The sequence below is a fragment of the Nocardia sp. AB354 genome, assembly GCF_049538315.1.
GTDB classification, from domain to species: domain Bacteria; phylum Actinomycetota; class Actinomycetes; order Mycobacteriales; family Mycobacteriaceae; genus Nocardia; species Nocardia nova.
On the sequence record NZ_JBMVFU010000006.1, the window covers coordinates 174,442 to 193,235 of the forward strand.

Sequence of the window (18,794 nt, forward strand, 5' to 3'; positions counted from 1 at the left end):
CAGTGCCGTATGTAGTCACCCAGTCGTGCTGCAGCGACGCCTCCTGCGTCTACGCATGCCCGGTCAACTGCATCCATCCCACGCCCGACGAACCGGATTTTCTGACGGCGGAGATGCTGTACGTCGACCCCGCGGCATGCGTGGACTGCGGCGCCTGTGCCACGGCCTGTCCGGTGGACGCCATCACCTCCTCGAAGAAGCTCACCGCGGAGCAGAAGCCGTTCATCGAGATCAACGCCGATTTCTATCGCCAGGCGCGGCCGCGTCCACTGCTGGCCAAGCCGGTGCCGGCCGCCGAGGTGGACACCGATCGCGGCCCGATGCGCGTCGCGATCGTGGGTTCGGGTCCCTCGGCGATGTACGCCGCCGACGAGCTGCTCACCCAGCCCGAGGTGGCGGTGACGGTCTTCGACCGGTTGCCGGTGCCCTACGGCCTGGCACGCCACGGCGTCGCGCCCGACCACACCCGGACCCGGCAGGTGAGCCGGTTGTTCGATGTGATCTCCGCGCAGCCCGGATTCGGGTCGTACCTGAATGTGGCGGTGGGCGCGGACATCTCGCACGCCGAACTGCTGGACCATTTCGATGCGGTGATCTACGCCGTGGGCGCCTCCTCCGACCGCAAGCTCGGTATCCCCGGCGAGGGTCTGCCCGGCAGCCTGTCCGCGACCGAGTTCGTGGCGTGGTACAACGGTCATCCCGACTTCGCGCAGCGCAGTTTCGATCTGTCGCAGCGGCGCGCGGTGATCGTCGGCAACGGCAATGTCGCGCTCGACGTGGCCCGGATTCTCACCATGGATCCCGAACTGCTCGATGCCACCGAGGTGTCGCCGGCGGCGCTGGCGGCACTGCGGCACAGCAAGATCGAGGAAGTGGTGATCGTGGGCCGCCGCGGTCCCGCCGAATCCGCCTTCACCGTCCCCGAATTCGTGGGCCTGCTCGGATCCGACCTCGACATCGTCGTGGAAGGTGATGTGCCGGAACCGACTCCGGATATGCCGCAGAAGGTCGAGCAGAAACTGAAGCTGCTGCGCAGCGTGGCCGACCGTCCGGTGGGCGCGCGCAAGCGCATCGTCTTCCGCTATCTCTCCTCGCCCGTGGCGCTGGTCGGCACCGACCGCGTGACCGGAATCGAGCTGGTGCGCAACGAACTCGTGACCGACGAGGCCGGTATCACCCGCGCTGTCGCGACAGACGACACCGAAACCCTGGATACCGCACTGGTTCTGGCTTCGGTGGGTTACCGCGGCGTGGCCGTGCCGGGGGTGCCGTTCGACGAGCGCGCCGGTGTCATCCCGAACGCCGACGGCCGGGTGCTCGAATCCGCCGGCGGCGCGGTGGTTCCGGGAACCTATGTGACCGGCTGGATCAAGCGCGGTCCGACGGGCTTCATCGGCACCAACAAGTCCTGCGCGCAGCAGACGGTGCGACAGTTGGTCGACGACTTCAACGCCGGGCGTCTGCGCCGGCCCACCGCCGACGCCACCGATTTCGATCGGCTGGTCCAGCGCCGCCGCCCCGATGCGGTGCGCGGCGGCGCCACGGCCCAGCCGTGGTGGAAGCGAAAGCTGCTCGCTCGCGCCTGAGCCGGATCTTTCGACCGAATGCCCCGATCCGCCCGGATCGGGGCATTCGTCGTTTCGGCAACCATCCAGTCATTCGGAACGGCCGGACGGATTTCGGTCTCGTGAATGTCATTGCGGCAATTCCATAGAAAACCGGTCGGTATTCCGCGCGATCAACTGTGAAATGGCCAGTTTTGCCAGCTATTCTCGTGCGGCAGCCGAATTCGAACTTCCGACTTTGCCGAATATTGCGGCCTATCAGGTGTTTTGCTCGATCGAGCGGTGGGTGTGAAAGCTTTTCCGCCCATTCGGTTTCCGTGATCGAGACCGACCAGCTAACCTGTGTTCGCTATTTGGTAAACGACCGCGACCACATGGTTGAACCACCTGGGGCCGTGGTCTCGGTGCGTTGACGGGATGGCAATGACGGTTGGCTTCGGCATGAGCATCGGCACAGTGAATTCCGTGTGGGCGGCAACTGCCGGTGATCGCGGCCGGCCGGCGGTCCGCGTGCGTCGCACCGCGGTCACCTTCGACCGCTCCGGCGATGTCCGAGTCGGCGGAGTGCCTCGATTCGCGCCGGTGGTCACGGATTTCGCCGACCTCACCCGCGTGCGCGAGCCGGTATCGCTGGGCGGCCGGATCCGGTCCTCGGCCGACCTGGTCGCCTCGGTCGCCACCTGCCTGATCGAGGGCAGCGATCCCGAAGCCGGGCCGGTCCTCACCTATCCCGCCTGCTACACCGACCGGCAGATCGCCTCGCTGCAGTACGCACTGCACCGCTGCGGCGCCTTCGACGTGATTCTGATGCCCGAACCCGTGGCCGCGGTGGAATGGCTGGACGGCGAATACGGTGTTTCCGCAAGCTGTTCCACGCTCGTCTACGACCTGGGCGCCAACAACCTGGACGTCGCGGTGGTCCGGACCGAGGCCGAATGGAATCAGCGCGGAGTGCTCGGCTCGGCCCTGCGATCCGATGCCTTCGGCGGCCGGCCGCTGGGCGCCGTCCTGGCGCGCTACGCACGGACGCTGGCTCCGGACGTGCCGGCACCGGTGTCGACGGTGGTGCCGGCCGAGGACACCCGCCGCCTGCGCGCCTGGCATGTCCGCAATTCGCTTCGGGTGGTGCGCGATTGCCTGCAACGTGCGCGGGTGACCATCGACGACGTCGATCGCGTGCTACTGATCGGTGGCGCCGCGCGACCGGTCGAGGTGGCGGAGGTGCTGGCAGAGTTGGGTCCTCCGGTGATCGTCCCGCCGGATCCGGCGCATACGGTCGCGACCGGAGCCGCCATCGCCTCGGCTCGATTCGCCACGAGCAACAGCAACGCCGGGCGATACGCCCGGGGCGCCGCGGTCGTATCCTCCGCCGCGGTCGTGTCCGCTCTCGCCATGTCGGCGGCGACCATGATCGGCGGTGGCCCGCTCGGTACCGACGGCCCGATCATGGAATTCGCCCCCGCGCTGGCCGGCCCGGTGGATGCGTTGCGCGAACAGGTCGGCGACCTGCCGCAGACAGCCGGCTTCGGTGTCGGATTCGCTGCGCTGGCGGCCCGCGCCGACACTTTGATGGGCACCTCGCTGCCCGGAATGCGCGGCTACGCCGGTGCGGCGCACGACTTTTCGCATGCCATGACCGATCGGGTCGAGAACGCGCTGCGCGACTACGGCGCCGTCACGCCCTGCGTGCCGCCTCGCGCCCGGACCTACTCCGATCCGGCGCGTTTCACCAACCCCATGCCGTTCGTGAACTCGGGCGCGGCGGCGCTCCTGGCCGCCGGCGCCGCGGCCGGCAACCTGCCCGGCACGGGACATCCGGATCAGCCGGGATCCGGTGATCAGGGCACCCCGCCCGGCGGGGGCTCCACACCCGGGGACTCGTCGAAGCCCGGAAATCCGGCGCCGAAACCGGACGGTTCGAGTACACCCGCATCCGGCACGAACCCCGTCCCCGCCGACAAGACGACCGCGACTCCCGATGCGTCGTCCGGGAATTCGCATACCGGCGATGCCGCGTCCACTCCGCGGCCCGGGCACTCGAGCGGCACCGCGGACAGCGGTGACGGCTCGGATACCACGTCCGCCGAGTCGAATTCGGCCGGTGCGACCGGGGGGTCGAGTGCATCCTCCCAGGGCTCGGACTCCGACAGCGCCGATACGCACGGCTCGCACGCCGACGACTCCGCGAACTCCAGTGGTACGAAATCGGATCCGGCGAAACCGGGGACGGCGAACTCGGGCCCGGCGCACTCCGGCGACGCCACGAACTCCGACACCGGACCCGATGCCGGTGGTACGACGAATTCGGGCGACGGTTCCCACTCGGGCGACTCCGCGAATTCGAGCGACTCCGCGAATTCGAACGGCACTGCCAATTCGAACGGCACTGCGAACGCCGGGGACAACGCGAAGCCCGGCACCTCCGCCCCCGCCGGTGGTGGCACCGATTCCGCACCGACCGGTGGCGCCCAGTCTGCCCCGGGCACAACGTCTTCCGATACCGCCCCGGGTGCCGGAACCGCCCGTACTCCCGGCCTCGGGGGCAGCACGGCCACACCTCCCGGCGGCGCTACCCGCCCCGGCGGGACGAACCCCGCACCGGTCGCCCCCGCCCACCCCGGAGCCGTCGCGCCGAGCCACCCCGGCCTCGGCGCCACCCCCGGTGGCGGCTTCCATGGGGGTGGCCTGGGCGGCGGCTTCCACAGCGGTGGTTTCGGCGGTTTCGGGCACTGACCGGGTTCACCGACAGGGTTCGGCCCCGATATCGCGCCGAGTCGGCGATGACGAGTCCCGACGGCTGTCCAGGACGTCGAGGTAGTGCTGGTTGGACATGATGCCGAGCAGATTGCCGAAGGGGTCGACCACCGAGGCGGTGACGAAGCCCGGACCGCGTTCGGTGACAGGTTGGTGTTCGGCCGCGCCGAGTTCGCGGAGCCGCTGCAGTGCGGCGTCGAGATCGTCGACGTGCCAGTACAGCAGTGCGCCGCCGGGTTCGTGGGCGGGGTCCGGGCAGTAGCGGCGATCGATGATGCCGAGTTCGTGCCGGTAGTCGCCGATCCGGAACTCGATATAGCCGGGAACCTCGAAATACGGTGTGGTATCGAGCAATTCGCCGTACCAGCGCTTGGCGGCCGCCAGGTCGTCGGCATAGTAGGACACGGTCGTCATTCCGCGCAGCATCGGTCTCTCCTCGGTCGTTGCGGTCTTCGATACGATCCTCGCGGTCAAAGTGCTCACCGAATGAGCACTTTGTTCGGCAGAATTGCCGTATGCGCGCCGACCGTCTGATTGCCACGCTGCTCCTCATGCAGGCGAGGGGCCGGGTGACCGCCGCCGAGCTCGCCAGGGAACTCGAGGTATCCGTGGCGACCGCACGCCGCGACCTCGAGGCGCTGTCGTCGGCAGGCGTTCCCGTCTACCCGCAGCCCGGCCGGGGCGGGGGCTGGGCGCTGATCGGTGGTGCCCGGACCGACCTCAGCGGAATGACGGCCGACGAGGCGCGGGCGCTGTTCCTGCTGCTCGGTCCGGCGGCCTCGGGCTCGCCCGCCACCCGCTCGGCGCTGCGAAAGTTGCTGCGAGCCTTGCCGGAGACGTTCCGCGAACAAGCCCTGGCCGCCTCGGGTGCGACGCTGATCGATCCGGTCGGCTGGGGCCGGCGGCCGCGATCCGAACCGGCGGAGGTCGAGTTGCTGCAACAGGCCGTCGCGCGGCGACGGACGGTCCGATTTCGCTACGGCCCGGCCGGTCGTGAGCGAGCCGTCGATCCCTGGGGCGTCGTCGACAAGGACGCTGTGTGGTATCTGATCGCCGGGACCGACCGGGGGCGCCGGACCTATCGCGTCGACCGGATGAGCGAGGTGACCGTCGGGGACGGCGTCGCCGACGTCCCGGCGGATTTCGATCTGGCGCAGGCGTGGTCGGAGATCGTCGAACAGATGGAACATCGCCGCGGCGAGGTGTCGGCGATCGTGCACGCCGATCCCGAGATCGTGCCGGTCCTGCGCGATCGGCTGGGCCGGCACTGCGCCGAGGACGGTCCGGTCGACGGCGGCCGGGTGCGGCTGCGGATCAGCGCCCATCTGCCGCGCGCGATCGCCGAACAGCTCGCCGGATTCGGGGGACGCCTCGAAGTCGTTGCCCCCGAATCGATTCGGCGCGAGCTGGCCGCGCTGGCGGCCGAGCTCACCGCCATCTACCGCTGATCCGCGTTACCGAGCGGTGAACCCGCCGTCGACCGCGACCGCCGCGCCGGTGACGAAGCTCGCCTCGTCGGAGAGGAGGTAGGCGCACAGCGAGGCGATTTCCTCCGCGTGGGCGATTCGGCCGAGCGGGTGCAGCGCCGCGATCGCCGCCTCGCCTTCGGGTGTCGCACCCATCGACGCGCGGAACGCCGGGGTATCCACCGCGCCCGAAACCAGCGCGTTGACCCGCACACCCGCGGTGGCCGTCTCCAGCGCGACCGCGCGGGTCAGGCCGACCACGCCGTGTTTGGCAGCGACGTAGGGGGCGACCGAGCCCATACCGACCACACCGAGGTTGGAGGCGTTGTTGAGGATCGCCCCGCCGCCGGACTCCAGCAGCGCCGGCACCTGGGACCGCAGGCCGAAGTACACGCCGGTGAGGTTGAGTTCCAGATCTGCGCGCCAACCGGCTTCGTCGATGTCCTGCACCGGGCCGAAGGAGTTGACCGCGCCGGCGTTGTTGAAGGCCGCGTCCAGCCGGCCGAATTCGTCGATCGCGGCGTGGGTGAGCCGATCCACGTCCTCGGCCACGGTGACGTCGGTCGGGACGAAGACGGCCCGGCCGCCCTGGGCGCGGATATCCGCGGCGATCCGGTCCCCGGCCTCCTTGCCCCGGGCGCCCAGCACCACCGCGGCGCCCTCCGCCGCCACTCGCCGGGCCACGGCCGCGCCGACCCCGCTGCTGGCGCCGGTGATCAGTACGACCTTCGATTCGAAGCGGTGGTGCACTGTCGTGTCCATCTCTGCTGCCCTCTCCATATCCGTTGTCTGCCACGCGATCTCGTGACAGGTGCCAGTCAAGTCGCGCGAAACCGGCAAAGCTGGCGGGATTCGGACCTGTAGTTGATGTGTCATCTAGTCGTCGGAGTGGCATACCGCCGGGTAACGGCGGCGGGGCTGTAAGCGCAGATGCACGATCGGTGACAATGACCGGGTGAACAGTCCTCGACTGATTGCCCTGGATGTGGACGGGACCATCCTGCAGGCGGGCGCGCCGATGAGCCCGCGGGTGCGTGCGGCGGTGCGTGCCGCGGTCGACGCGGGCGCCCATGTGGTGATCACGACCGGCCGCACCCTGCTCGCCACCCGGCTCGTGATGGAGGAGCTGGGACTCGAGGAGGGCCAGGCGCTGTGCTCGAACGGCGCTGTGCACGTGGACATTTCGAACTGGGAACCATTGGCGGTCCATACCTTCGATCCGGAACCCGCGGTCGCGACACTGCGTTCACTGCTGCCCGATATGGTGCTGTCGGTGGAGAAGGTGGGGGTGGGCACCTGGGCCACCGGCTACTACCCCGGCAGCTTCCGGCTCGGCGAATTCCGCTTCGTCGACGATGCCGAACTGAGCCTGGAGCCCACCACGCGGCTGAACGGCTGGTGGCCCGGCGGCAGCCTCGACGAAATGATCGACGCCGTCGGCGAACTCGACCTCCCCGGCGCCGGTTGGGTGCACGGCGAGGACGAACCGTGGCTGGTGGCCTCCAAACAGGGGGTGTCCAAAGGCTGGGCGCTGGAACAACTTCGCCTGGCCCTCGACATCCCGCTCGAGCAGACCCTGGCCATCGGCGACGGCTACAACGATATCGACATGCTGACCTGGGCAGGGCATTCCGTCGCCATGGGCAACGCGGTGCCCCCGATCCGCGAGCTCGCCGACGAAACGACCGCCGATATCAGTGAGGACGGGGCGGCCCTGGTGCTGGAGCGCTGGTTCGCGGGATGAACCGCGAAGCCGGCACGACCCACGTGGGTCCGGACCGGGCGGGACCAGGGTGACCGAGACTGCCGGAAGGGCAGGCGGAATCAGGCCGTGAGATCGAGGGACATCCGGTCGGCGGCCCGATAACGCTCGAGCGCGACCTCGGTGAGGAACCGGTGCGGCCCGATCGCAGGTGCGTGCACGAGGCCGGGTTCGGCGACGGCGAGACGATCGATGAGCAAGCCCGGGGCCAGGAACCACGGGGCGACCATCACCCGGCGGGCTCCCCGGCTGCGCAGATCCGAGACCGCTCGGCTCAGCGACGGCTGCGTGGTCGCGAAGCAGATCGCGGACCGCCAGCGGGTGCCGTGCGTGAGCGCCACCGCGACCTCGGCCGTGATCCGGTTGGCGGCCGCGGACGAGGATCCGACGGCTGCGACCGCGATACCCAGCTCGGCATCGTCGCGGTCGGCGCCCGCGTGCAGCGCTCGGTCCCGCAGCGCCGCCACCAGTCGTTCGTCGGTTCCGAGCACATCGGCCTGCGTGATCCGCAGCAGCGGATGCCGACGGCGGGCAGCCGCGAGCATGCCGGGCAGATCCACCCGGGCGTGAAACGCGCTGCCCAGCAGCAACGGGACGACAACGGCCTCGGTATGTCCCTGTGCCGCAACGGCATCGATGACCTGTTCCACCGAAGGCGTGTTCAGGTCCAGGAATGCCAGGCGCACGTCGACATCCGGACGTTGTCCGGCGATCTCGGCGACCACGGCCGACATCGTCGCGGCGGATCGCGGATCACGGCTGCCGTGTGCGACCGCGATCAATGCCGGGGCGCGGCCGGTGGTGACACCGGCGAGCGACCGCTCGCCGTTCACGAACATCCCACCGGCCGAACCCATCTCAGCTGCCGACCTCGACCGAGGTCAGTACGTCGCCCACCAGGCCCGCGGCCAGCGTGTTACCGCCCGCCGGGTCGATGAGCAGGAAGCTGCCCGTGTACCGGTTGACCCGATAGTCGTCGGCCGCGATCGGCTCCGCGACGCGCACCGAGATGCGGCCGATATCGTTGAGCGCCAACGACTCCGGATTCGGATCGGCGGCCAGGTTCTGCTCGTCGAACCGCTCGATCAGCGCGCCGACGATGGCCTGCGTGGTCCGGGTGCCGTGCTTGAGCAGCAGGCGGGCGCCGGGCCGCAGCGGCTTGTCGCCGAGCCAGCAGACGGTGGCGTCGAACGCATCGATCGGTTCGGGAGCGTCGGCCGCCGCGACGATGGTGTCGCCGCGGGAGATGTCGACATCATCGGTGAGCAGCAGGGTCACACTGCGACCGGGCTGGGCGGAGGGCAGTTCGCCGTCGGCGGTGTCGATGCGCTCGACCGTGGTCCGGATACCGGAGGGCAGCACCACGACCTCGTCACCCTTCGACACCACGCCCGCGGCGACCTGTCCGGCATACCCGCGGTAGTCCGGGTACTCCGCGGTCCGCGGGCGGATCACGTACTGGACCGGGAAGCGCAGGCCGACCTGATGGCGGCCGGTGCTGTCGGCATCGACCGGCACCGACTCCAGATGCTCGATCAGGGAGGGACCGTCGTAGAACGGGGTGTTCTCCGAACGCGACGCGATGTTGTCACCGTGCAGCGCCGAGACCGGGATCTCGACGATGTCCTCGGGGGCCCAGCCGAGTTTGCTCGTGAGCTCGGTGAACTCGGCCACGATCTGCGCGAACACCGCTTCCGCGTCGTCGACCAGATCGATCTTGTTCACCGCCAGCACCAGCTTCGGCACACCCAGCAGCGCCATCACGGCGGCGTGGCGCCGGGTCTGCTCGATGACGCCCTTGCGGGCATCGACCAGCAGGATCACCAACTGTGCCGTCGACGCGCCCGAGACGGTGTTGCGGGTGTACTGCACATGGCCCGGGGTGTCGGCGAGCACGAAGGACCGCTTCGGCGTCGCGAAGTACCGGTAGGCCACATCGATGGTGATGCCCTGTTCGCGTTCGGCGCGCAGCCCGTCGACCAGCAGCGAGAGATCGGGGGTGGCCAGGCCCTTGTCGACCGAGGCCCGGGTGACGGCGTCGATCTGGTCGGCCAGTACCGATTTCGTGTCGTAGAGCAGGCGTCCGACCAGTGTGGACTTGCCGTCGTCGACACTGCCGGCGGTGGCGAGACGGAGGAGATCGGGCTGCGTTGTCTGCTCGTTCCGCAAGCTCCACTCGCTCATCAGAAGTAACCCTCTCGCTTGCGGTCTTCCATGGCGGCCTCGGAGACGCGGTCGTCGCCGCGGGTCGCGCCACGTTCGGTGAGTCGCGACGCGGCGACCTCGGCGAGGATGTCGTCGTTGGTCGCGGCATCGGAAAGTATTGCGCCGGTGGTGGATCCGTCACCGACGGTGCGGTAACGCACCGACTTGACGACCAGCTCCTCGTCCTCACGCGGACCACCCCAGGAGCCCGGGGTCATCCACATGCCGTCGCGCTGATACACGGGCCGCTCGTGCGCGTAGTAGATGGTCGCGAGTTCGACGTTCTCGCGCGCGATGTAGCGCCAGATGTCGAGTTCGGTCCAGTTGCTCAGCGGGAACACCCGGACGTGCTCACCGGGCGCGTGCCGGCCGTTGTACAGGTTCCACAGTTCCGGGCGCTGCCGCTTCGGGTCCCAGCGGCCGAAGGCGTCGCGCAGCGAGAAGATCCGCTCCTTGGCCCGCGACCGCTCCTCGTCGCGCCGCCCGCCGCCGAAGACCGCGTCGAAGCGGTTCTCGGTGATGGCGTCCAGCAGCGGCACGGTCTGCAGCGGGTTGCGGATACCGTCGGGCCGCTCGGTGAGCCGGCCGTCGGCCAGATACTCCTCGACGCTGGCGACGTGCAGCCGCAGCCCGTACTTCTCGACCACGTGGTCGCGGAAGGCCAGCACCTCGTCGAGGTTGTGGCCGGTGTCCACGTGCAGCAGCGAGAACGGCAGCGGCGCGGGCCAGAAGGCCTTGAGCGCCAGATGCAGCAGGACCGTGGAGTCCTTCCCGCCGGAGAACAGGATCACCGGACGCTCGAATTCGCCTGCCACCTCACGGAAAATGTGGATGGCTTCGCTCTCGAGGGCGGCAAGGGTATCGAATTGTGTCTCGGTCACCGTTGAAGTCATGAGGCGTGCAACCCGCATTCGGTCTTGGCGAGGCCGGCCCAGCGGCCGCTTCGCGGATCGGATCCCGGTTCCGGCTTCCGCGTGCACGGAGCGCAACCGATGGACGGATATCCCTCCTCGACAAGGGGATTGACGAGAATGCCGTGCTGGTCGATATACGCGGCCATCTCGTCGTCGGACCAGGCGGCGATCGGATTGATCTTCACCAGGCCGAAGCCCTCGTCGAAGGAGATCAGGGAGGCGTTGGCCCGGGTGGGGGCCTCCACGCGCCGGATGCCGGTCACCCACGCGTTGTAGGGGGCCAGCGAATTCTGCAGCGGCACCACCTTGCGCAGCCGGCAGCATTCACCCGCGTCGCGCGCGAACAGATCCTTGCCCAGCAGTTGATCCTGTTCGGCGACAGTGTGTTCGGGCCGCACGTTGAGGATGTTCACGCCGTAGACGGTTTCGACCGCGTCCCGGGTGCCGATGGTTTCGGCGAAGTGGTAGCCGGTGTCGAGGAACAGGACCTCGACGCCGGGCCGCACCTGCGCGGCCAGTTGCACCAGCACCGCATCCTGCATATTCGAGGCGACGATGTAGCTCGAGCCGAAGGTGTCCTCGGTCCACTGCAGCAGCTCGGTGGCCGAGGCGTCCGGACCCAGCTGCGCCGCGCCGTCCTCGGCGATCCTGCGCAGCTCGGCTTCGCTCAGCTTTTCCAAAGTGGTTGCCATACTGAATCTCCCGTTACCGAAGGTCGGCCTCGTCGGCGCGGACAGCCCATTGCGCGAACCGCTCACCGTCGTTGCGGTTCTTGACGAAATTGCGGACGACACGCTCGATGTAGTCGCCGAGCTCCTCGCTGGTCACCTTGTGCTGGCGCAGCTTGCGGCCGAAGCCACTGTCGAGCCCGAGGCTGCCACCGAGGTGAACCTGATAGCCCTCCACCTGATTCCCGTCGCCGTCGTCGACGAGCTGGCCCTTGAAACCGATATCGGCGATCTGCGAACGGCCGCAGGAGTTGGGGCAGCCGTTGATGTTGATCGTGACCGGCACGTCCAACTGGGCGTTGATATCGGCCAGGCGCTGGTCGAGTTCGGGCGCGAGGACCTGCGAACGCTTGCGCGTCTCCACGAACGAGAGTTTGCAGAACTCGATACCACTGCAGGCCAGCAGGTTTCGCCGCCAGGCCGACGGCCGGGCCTGCAGGCCCAGCGGCTCCAGTTCGGCGATCAGTTCCTCGACCTTGTCGTCGGGGACGTCGAGTACGACGACCTTCTGGTACGGAGTGAACCGGATCCGGTCCGCGCCGACCCGTTCGACGGCGTCGGCGACCTGGGTCAGGATCGTCCCCGAGACACGGCCGGCGATCGGGGAGAAGCCGATCGCGTTGAGGCCGTTGCGCAGCCGCTGCACGCCCACATGGTCGATGGGCCGGGCCGGCTTCTCGGGCGCGGGACCGTCGATGAGCTTGCGCTGCAGGTACTTCTCCTCGAGAACTTCTCTGAATTTCTCGATGCCCCAGTCCTTGATGAGGAACTTCAACCGCGCCTTGGTCCGCAGTCGGCGGTAACCGTAGTCACGGAACAGCGAGACGACGGCTTCCCACACATCCGGCACCTCCTCCAGCGGCACCCACGCACCGACTCGCTGCGCGAGCATGGGGTTGGTGGACAGGCCGCCGCCGACCCACAGGTCGAAACCGGGGCCGTGCTCGGGATGTTCGACGCCGACGAACGCCACGTCGTTGATCTCGTGGACCACATCCTGCTGGCCGGAGATCGCCGTCTTGAACTTGCGGGGGAGGTTCGAGTACTCCTTCTTGCCGATGTAGCGCCGGGTGATCTCCTCGACCGCCCAGCTGCCGTCGACGACCTCGGCCAGCGACTCACCGGCCAGGGGGGAGCCGAGGACCACGCGCGGGCAGTCGCCGCAGGCCTCGGTGGTCTGCAATCCGACCGCCTCGATGCGCCGCCAGATCTCCGGGACGTTCTCGATCTCGATCCAGTGGTACTGCAGATTCTCGCGGTCGGACAGATCGGCGGTGTCCCGGGCGAACTCGGTGGAGATCTGGCCGAGGGTGCGCACCTGCTCGACGTTGAGCGCGCCGCCATCGCAGCGGATGCGCATCATGAAGTACTTGGCCTCGAGCAGGTCGATGTTCTCGTCACCGGTCCAGGTGCCGTCGTAGCCCTGCTCACGCTGGGTGTAGAGGCCCCACCAGCGGAAGCGGCCGCGCAGATCGCTCTTGTCGATCGAGTCGAATCCGCCCTTGGCGTAGATGTTCTCGATGCGCGCACGGACGTTGAGCGGATTGTCGTCCTTCTTGCTCTGCTCGTTCGCGTTCAGCGGTTCCCGGTAACCGAGGGCCCACTGGCCCTCGGACTTGCGGCGGACCGGCTTGCCGGTGCGTTCGCGCGGGCCGGAAGCCTCCGGGCGGGGCCGGGCACGACGCTCACGGGCGAGGCGTTCACGATCCGCGCGAACGGACTCGGGGCTGGGACCGGCGTCGGTACTCGACGTCATAGGGTCGCTCCTGAAGAAGATGGATCAGGCCTTGCGGCAGGCGGGAGGGGCTGGCTCGCGCCTTCGGAGTTCAGCGAATCGGACCGATGGGCATCGCGACGGATGCCGGGAACCGGGGAGAGGGGAGGCCGAGCTACCGGAGGCGATCCGGCAGACAACTGGCGCTGCAGACGCGCTTGAAGTCGACATGGCGGCGCGCCACGAGTCGTACTCCAAGTCCGGTCATGGAAGTTATTGTGCCATGTCAGGTGGGTCTTTCCGACCGGTGGGTCATATTCTCCGCAAAAAAGCGGGAAATTCCCTGGACGGCCGTCCTAATTTGTGAGATGCGTCATAGATCAAGCGGATTCGCCGATCGCGATGCCGCAGGGGCCTTCCCACGGGACGCCGACGGGTCGGCTAGGGCACGATGACGAGCTTTCCGGTCGCCTCGTCGTTCTGCATCCGGCGGTGGGCCGCGACTACGGCGGCGATGACCGCGTCCACCTTCGCGGGCTGCCGGGTCGTGGCCGCGGTCTCCATACCCTCGGCTGCCGCGATGGCGATCGCCGCCATGCCCACCGACGAGGTCCCGCCCCGAATCAGCAGCCGCGCCGCGCGCTGCCGCACCCCGGACAGGACGCCCGAGGCCGCCAGCGCGCCGTGCGCATCGTCGTCTCACTCATGCGTTCACTGTCGTGGGCGACCGGGGCGGCCGACCACCGATAGAATGCTGATTCATGCCCGTTCACCGCCAACCTGCCGCGACGGCTTCTCCGTCGCGGCTGTGGCCGTCCGGGGGCGTTCACGAGTGGGCGCCGGGAGCGTCGAGTTCGGTCCACGCGCATGCGCGCGGGCATCTGGTGTATGCCGCCCGCGGGGTGCTCTCGGTGCACACCGAACGCGGGACGTCGATCGTGCCGGCCAGCCGAATCGGCTGGACCCCAGCCGGATTCACGCACCAGCACCGCGCCCACGGGCGAACCGACATGCGGATCGTCTTTCTCCCGGCGGCCCCGGCCCGGCTGCTACCGGACCGCCCCGCGGTATTCGGGGCCACCGATCTGGCCCGCGAGGTGTTCCTCACTCTCACCGGGCCCCGCGACCACGACCGCGGTGCGCGCGCCCGGCTGCATCGGGTGCTCGTCGACGAACTGCGGGAAGCGCACGAGCAGCCGCTGCAACTGCCGCAACCCCGCGACGACCGATTGCGGGCCCTCGCGCGGATTCTGTACGACGACCCCGGCGACAACACCGCGCTGGCCGAACTCGGGCGCAGGGTCGGCGCGGGAGCGCGAACGCTGAGCCGGCTGTTCCACGACGAGCTCGGCATGACCTTCTACGAGTGGCGCACCCAACTGCGCATCTCGCACGCGCTCGTCCTGCTCGCCGAGGGGCACGACGCGACATATGTCGCGCACGCCTGCGGGTGGGCGAATCCGAGCGGCTTCATCGCGGCGTTCGCCGAAATCGTCGGCACCACTCCCGGAAATTACGCCCGTTCGCACCGAACTCGCGGGCTACCGGCGCCGGAAGCGATCGACTAGCCGGTGTGCCGCCGGTCACTGCGCCGCACCGGGCACACTGGTGGGGTGACCGCACCCGCTCCCGAACACACCACCGCCGCGCCGACGCTGCGCGATTTCGGCGGCGGGCCGTTCGGGATCTACGTGCACGTCCCGTTCTGCGCGACGCGCTGCGGCTACTGCGATTTCAACACGTATACGGCGGGCGAGCTGGGTTCCTCCGCCTCGCCGGAGTCGTGGCTCGACGCCCTGCGTGGCGAATTGACCACCGCGGCAGCGGCTTTCGCGGAACTACCGAGCGCGCAACCGCCGGTGTCGACGGTCTTCGTCGGCGGCGGCACCCCGTCGCTGCTGGGCGGCGACGGCCTGGCCGATGTCCTCGACGCCATCCGTGCCGAGTTCTCCCTCGCCGCCGATGCGGAGGTGACCACGGAATCGAATCCGGAGTCCACCTCCCCGCAGTTCTTCGAGCGCATCCGAACCGCCGGCTACACCCGCGTCTCCCTCGGCATGCAATCGGCCGCGAGCCACGTTCTGCGCATTCTCGACCGCACCCACACCCCCGGACGTGCCGTAGCGGCCGCCCGCGAGGCCCGGGCAGCCGGTTTCGACCACGTCAACCTCGACCTCATCTACGGCACGCCCGGTGAATCCGACGCCGACCTCGACGCCAGCCTGGACGCGGTCCTCTCCGCCGGCGTCGACCACGTCTCCGCCTACTCCCTGATCGTCGAGGACGGCACCGCCATGGCCCGCAAGGTCCGCCGCGGCGAACTCCCCGCCCCCGACGAAGACACCCTCGCCGCCCGCTACGAACGCATCGACGCCCGCCTTGCCGCCGCGGGATTCGGCTGGTACGAGGTATCCAACTGGGCCACAACGTCTTCCGCGCGCTGCCGGCACAACCTCGGCTACTGGGACGGCGGCGACTGGCTCGGCGCCGGCCCCGGCGCGCACAGCCACCTCGGCGGCGTGCGCTGGTGGAACGTGAAGCATCCGGGCCGCTACGCCGAGCGCGTCGCGGCCCGCGCCGGACTGCCCGCCGCGGGCTGGGAGGCGCTGACCGACGCGGAGCGGTACACCGAGCGCGTGATGCTCGGCGTACGCCTGCGCTCCGGACTCCCGGTCGAGGAATTGGATACCGACGGCCGCGCGGCATGTGAGCGTGTGGTCGCCGACGGACTGGCCGTTGTCGACCGTGATCGGTTGGTGTTGACCGACCGTGGGCGTCTGCTCGCCGACGGAGTGGTCCGCGATCTGCTGGGCTGACCGGCTGTCGGTCGGTAGCGGCCCGGTGAATCGGTCTATTTCGCCCCGAATTCGGCGCTGCGGCCCGGGCGGGAGTCCGGACAGCGTAGGGTTCGAGGCAACTTGAGGAGATCCATGTCACAGGCACGCCACATCACACTTGTCCACGAGCAGAGCGAGTTCGCCGAAACGCGTGCCGCAGAGAAGGCCGAGGCCGCACGGCGCGGCGCGCTCGCCGCCCGGGCGGTGGCCAGTCATTCGACCGGAGTCGACGACTGCCAGTCGCTGCTGACGATGCTCGGATTGGATGCGGCGGCAGGCAAACTCGTCGCCGAATCGGACTGAGTTCGCGCCGCGGGCGCGAGACGGACATCTTCGCCCGCGCCTTCCGTGGCTCCACCTCCGTTCCGCTGCGCGACCGGGTCCCCGGCGCCGGCCCGGCATCACTGTGCGACCTCACACGCGGGAACTCGTGAGCACAGGAACTAAACTGGTGTCGGATCAACCGGGAATCCGCGTGGTCGATGCTGCCCGTGTGCGGCCGCGTGGACCCCGAAGGCGAACGAGGAGGTGGGGCCGATGTCGAGCACCGAGAAGCGGCGGCTGGAGGTCCTGCGCGCGATCGTCGCGGACTACATCGCGACCAAGGAGCCGATCGGGTCGAAAACGCTGGTGGACAAGCACAATCTGGGCGTCTCCAGCGCAACCGTGCGCAATGACATGGCGGTCCTCGAGGCCGAGGGATACATCACTCAGCCGCACACGAGCTCCGGTCGCATCCCGACCGACAAGGGCTATCGCCAGTTCGTGGACAACATCGCCGAGGTCAAGCCGCTGTCCAATGCCGAGCGCCGCGCGATCATGGAATTCCTGGAAAGCGGCGTCGATCTCGACGACGTCCTGCGACGCGGGGTGCGGCTGCTGGCGCAGCTGACCCGGCAGGTCGCGATGGTGCAGTACCCGACGGTCTCGGCGTCGACCGTGCGTCACCTGGAGGTCGTGGCGCTCAATCCGGCCCGGCTGCTGCTGGTCGTGATCACCGATACCGGGCGGGTCGATCAGCGGCTCGTCGATCTGGGTGCGGTGATCGACGAGGAGGATCTCGCCGCACTGCGCGGCATGCTCGGCAAGGCGATGGACGGTAAGCGTCTGTCCGCTGCCTCGAGCGCCGTCGCGGCGCTGCCGGAGAACGCCCCCGCCCGGCTACGCGACGTTCTGGTCCGGGTGTCGACCGTTCTGGTCGAAACCCTGGTGGAGCATCCGGAGGAGCGGCTGGTGCTGGGCGGCACGGCCAACCTGACCCGCAATGCCGGCGATTTCGGTTTCCCGGGTTCGCTGCGTGCCGTGCTCGAGGCGCTCGAGGAGCAGGTGGTGGTGTTGAAACTTCTGGCCGCCGCGCAGCAGCCCGGCATGGTGACGGTGCAGATCGGCGAGGAGACCCGCGTCGAGCAGATGCGCGGCACCTCGGTGGTATCCACCGGGTACGGTATGCCGGGTACCGTGCTGGGAGGTATGGGAGTGGTCGGCCCGACCCGGATGGACTACCCCGGCACGATCGCCTCGGTCGCCGCGGTCGCCCGTTATATCGGTGAGGTGCTCGCGGAACGATGAGCCCGCCCCGGTAACCGGGATCCGCGCCGGCCGGCAACCTGGTTCGCCGGTCGGCCACAGTGAACATGGCAGCATCGGCTGTGAGCAGGGATGCTGGACGACACCCATTCGGAACAGGACTAGAGACTCAAGTGGCACGGGACTACTACGGAATCCTCGGCGTCGGGCGCAACGCGTCCGACCAGGAGATCAAACGCGCCTACCGCAAGCTGGCCCGGGAACTGCACCCCGACGTCAACCCGGATCCGGACGCGCAGGAGCGGTTCCGCGAGGTATCCACCGCTTACGAGGTTCTCACCGACTCCGAGAAGCGCCGCATCGTCGATATGGGCGGCGACCCGATGGAATCGGCGGGCGCGGGCGGCGGCTTCTCCGGCGCCGGTTTCGGTGGTCTGGGCGATGTGTTCGAGGCCTTCTTCGGCGGTATGAACGCCACCAGTTCGCGCAAACCCCGCGGCCGGGTGCAGCCGGGCGCGGATTCGCTGCTGCGGACCCGGTTGTCGCTGGCCGAATGCGCGGTCGGTGTCACCAAACACCTCACCGTCGACACCGCGGTGCTCTGTGATCTGTGCCAGGGCTCGGGCACCAACGGCAATTCCAAGCCGGTGCGCTGTGAAACCTGTGGCGGCGCGGGTGAGGTGCAGACCGTGCAGCGGTCTTTCCTGGGACAGGTGATGACGTCTCGGCCGTGCCCGACCTGTCGCGGTACGGGCGAGACCATTCCCGACCCCTGCCGCAAATGCGGTGGCGACGGCCGGGTGCGTGCCCGCCGCGAGATCGCCGCGCCGATTCCGGCGGGTGTGGCCAACGGCATGCGGGTGCGGCTGGCCGCACAGGGCGAGATCGGCCCCGGCGGCGGACCGGCCGGTGATCTGTACGTCGAGATCGTGGAGCAGCCGCACGACACCTTCGTCCGCGACGGCGACGATCTGCACTGCACGATCCGGGTACCGATGGTCGATGCCGCGCTCGGCACCACGGTGGTCATCGACACCATCCTGGACGGGCCCACCGAACTGACCATTCCGCCGGGCACCCAGCCGGGTGAGGTGTCGGTGCTGCGCGCCCACGGCATGCCCAAGCTGCGTTCCAGTGCGCGCGGTGATCTGGTCGCGCACCTGGACATCGTGATCCCGACCAAACTGGACAACAAGCAGTTCGACCTGCTGCGCAAGTACCAGGCGATGCGCAACGGCGAACACACCGAGGTGCTCTCGGCCCAATCCGAACACAACAGCGGATTGTTCGCACGGTTGCGGGCCTCCTTCAGCGGTCGCTGA

Annotated in this window: 18 protein-coding genes; 9 read left to right on the forward strand and 9 right to left on the reverse strand. The window is 68.8% G+C overall.

From position 1 onward, the window contains the following. Window positions 1-2: 2 nt before the first annotated feature. Both ACPCUW_RS11195 and ACPCUW_RS11200 read left to right on the forward strand, forming a co-directional pair. Window positions 3-1,586, forward strand: a complete 1,584-nt coding sequence (locus ACPCUW_RS11195) for an FAD-dependent oxidoreductase (protein WP_305778972.1) — start codon at window positions 3-5, stop codon at window positions 1,584-1,586. A 420-nt stretch (window positions 1,587-2,006) separates the two neighbouring features. Then, window positions 2,007-4,298, forward strand: a complete 2,292-nt coding sequence (locus ACPCUW_RS11200; RefSeq protein WP_305778971.1) for an Hsp70 family protein — start codon at window positions 2,007-2,009, stop codon at window positions 4,296-4,298. Between the two features lie 6 nt (window positions 4,299-4,304). On the opposite strand, the gene ACPCUW_RS11205 is transcribed toward ACPCUW_RS11200, so the two are convergent. Continuing rightward, complete coding sequence (locus tag ACPCUW_RS11205) at window positions 4,305-4,745, reverse strand: VOC family protein (RefSeq protein WP_423424638.1); 441 nt, start codon at window positions 4,743-4,745, stop codon at window positions 4,305-4,307. Between the two features lie 89 nt (window positions 4,746-4,834). Between ACPCUW_RS11205 and ACPCUW_RS11210 the strand changes: the two genes are divergently transcribed. After that, window positions 4,835-5,767, forward strand: a complete 933-nt coding sequence (locus tag ACPCUW_RS11210; protein WP_305778970.1) for a helix-turn-helix transcriptional regulator — start codon at window positions 4,835-4,837, stop codon at window positions 5,765-5,767. 6 nt (window positions 5,768-5,773) lie between these two features. Here the strand turns inward: ACPCUW_RS11210 and ACPCUW_RS11215 are convergent, their stop codons facing one another. Further along, on the reverse strand, window positions 5,774-6,547 hold the full coding sequence (locus tag ACPCUW_RS11215; RefSeq protein WP_305778969.1) for an SDR family NAD(P)-dependent oxidoreductase: 774 nt from the start codon (window positions 6,545-6,547) through the stop codon (window positions 5,774-5,776). A 193-nt stretch (window positions 6,548-6,740) separates the two neighbouring features. Between ACPCUW_RS11215 and ACPCUW_RS11220 the strand changes: the two genes are divergently transcribed. Next, window positions 6,741-7,529, forward strand: a complete 789-nt coding sequence (locus ACPCUW_RS11220; protein WP_305778968.1) for an HAD family hydrolase — start codon at window positions 6,741-6,743, stop codon at window positions 7,527-7,529. An 80-nt stretch (window positions 7,530-7,609) separates the two neighbouring features. On the opposite strand, the gene ACPCUW_RS11225 is transcribed toward ACPCUW_RS11220, so the two are convergent. The 7 genes from ACPCUW_RS11225 to ACPCUW_RS11255 all read right to left on the reverse strand — a co-directional run bounded on the left by ACPCUW_RS11225 (window position 7,610) and on the right by ACPCUW_RS11255 (window position 13,759). Beyond that, the gene (locus ACPCUW_RS11225; RefSeq protein ID WP_064902729.1) at window positions 7,610-8,386 is read right to left on the reverse strand and encodes a sirohydrochlorin chelatase; all 777 of its coding nucleotides are present in this window, start codon (window positions 8,384-8,386) and stop codon (window positions 7,610-7,612) included. A 19-nt stretch (window positions 8,387-8,405) separates the two neighbouring features. Continuing rightward, window positions 8,406-9,731 carry a sulfate adenylyltransferase subunit 1 gene (locus tag ACPCUW_RS11230; RefSeq protein WP_423424641.1) on the reverse strand — a complete coding sequence of 442 codons (1,326 nt, stop codon included), beginning with the start codon at window positions 9,729-9,731 and terminating at the stop codon, window positions 8,406-8,408. Beyond that, entirely contained in the window at window positions 9,731-10,663 is a 933-nt protein-coding gene (gene cysD / locus ACPCUW_RS11235) for a sulfate adenylyltransferase subunit CysD (protein WP_104364755.1), read from the reverse strand. Before cysD ends, ACPCUW_RS11230 begins: the two co-directional genes overlap by 1 nt. Continuing rightward, on the reverse strand, window positions 10,642-11,358 hold the full coding sequence (locus tag ACPCUW_RS11240) for a phosphoadenylyl-sulfate reductase (RefSeq protein WP_423424643.1): 717 nt from the start codon (window positions 11,356-11,358) through the stop codon (window positions 10,642-10,644). Before ACPCUW_RS11240 ends, cysD begins: the two co-directional genes overlap by 22 nt. A 13-nt stretch (window positions 11,359-11,371) precedes the next feature. Beyond that, entirely contained in the window at window positions 11,372-13,150 is a 1,779-nt protein-coding gene (locus ACPCUW_RS11245) for a nitrite/sulfite reductase (RefSeq protein ID WP_423424644.1), read from the reverse strand. A 133-nt stretch (window positions 13,151-13,283) separates the two neighbouring features. Continuing rightward, window positions 13,284-13,376 carry an Ms4527A family Cys-rich leader peptide gene (locus tag ACPCUW_RS11250; RefSeq protein WP_368854180.1) on the reverse strand — a complete coding sequence of 31 codons (93 nt, stop codon included), beginning with the start codon at window positions 13,374-13,376 and terminating at the stop codon, window positions 13,284-13,286. 173 nt (window positions 13,377-13,549) lie between these two features. Continuing rightward, the gene (locus tag ACPCUW_RS11255; RefSeq protein WP_305778964.1) at window positions 13,550-13,759 is read right to left on the reverse strand and encodes a hypothetical protein; all 210 of its coding nucleotides are present in this window, start codon (window positions 13,757-13,759) and stop codon (window positions 13,550-13,552) included. A gap of 110 nt (window positions 13,760-13,869) precedes the next feature. Here ACPCUW_RS11255 and ACPCUW_RS11260 point away from each other — a divergent pair, with 110 nt between their 5' ends. From ACPCUW_RS11260 to dnaJ, 5 genes are all read left to right on the forward strand, one after another. Beyond that, window positions 13,870-14,676, forward strand: coding sequence for an AraC family transcriptional regulator (locus tag ACPCUW_RS11260; protein WP_423424646.1), 807 nt, complete (start codon window positions 13,870-13,872; stop codon window positions 14,674-14,676). Between the two features lie 45 nt (window positions 14,677-14,721). After that, window positions 14,722-15,924, forward strand: coding sequence for a radical SAM family heme chaperone HemW (gene hemW, locus ACPCUW_RS11265; protein ID WP_423424648.1), 1,203 nt, complete (start codon window positions 14,722-14,724; stop codon window positions 15,922-15,924). A gap of 114 nt (window positions 15,925-16,038) precedes the next feature. Next, entirely contained in the window at window positions 16,039-16,248 is a 210-nt protein-coding gene (locus ACPCUW_RS11270) for a hypothetical protein (RefSeq protein ID WP_030512852.1), read from the forward strand. A 234-nt stretch (window positions 16,249-16,482) separates the two neighbouring features. Next, window positions 16,483-17,514 (forward strand): heat-inducible transcriptional repressor HrcA, encoded by a 1,032-nt coding sequence (hrcA, locus tag ACPCUW_RS11275; RefSeq protein ID WP_218401268.1) that lies wholly within the window; start codon window positions 16,483-16,485, stop codon window positions 17,512-17,514. Between the two features lie 131 nt (window positions 17,515-17,645). Further along, window positions 17,646-18,794: a molecular chaperone DnaJ gene (gene dnaJ, locus ACPCUW_RS11280; RefSeq protein ID WP_030512854.1), complete on the forward strand. Its 1,149-nt coding sequence runs from the start codon at window positions 17,646-17,648 to the stop codon at window positions 18,792-18,794.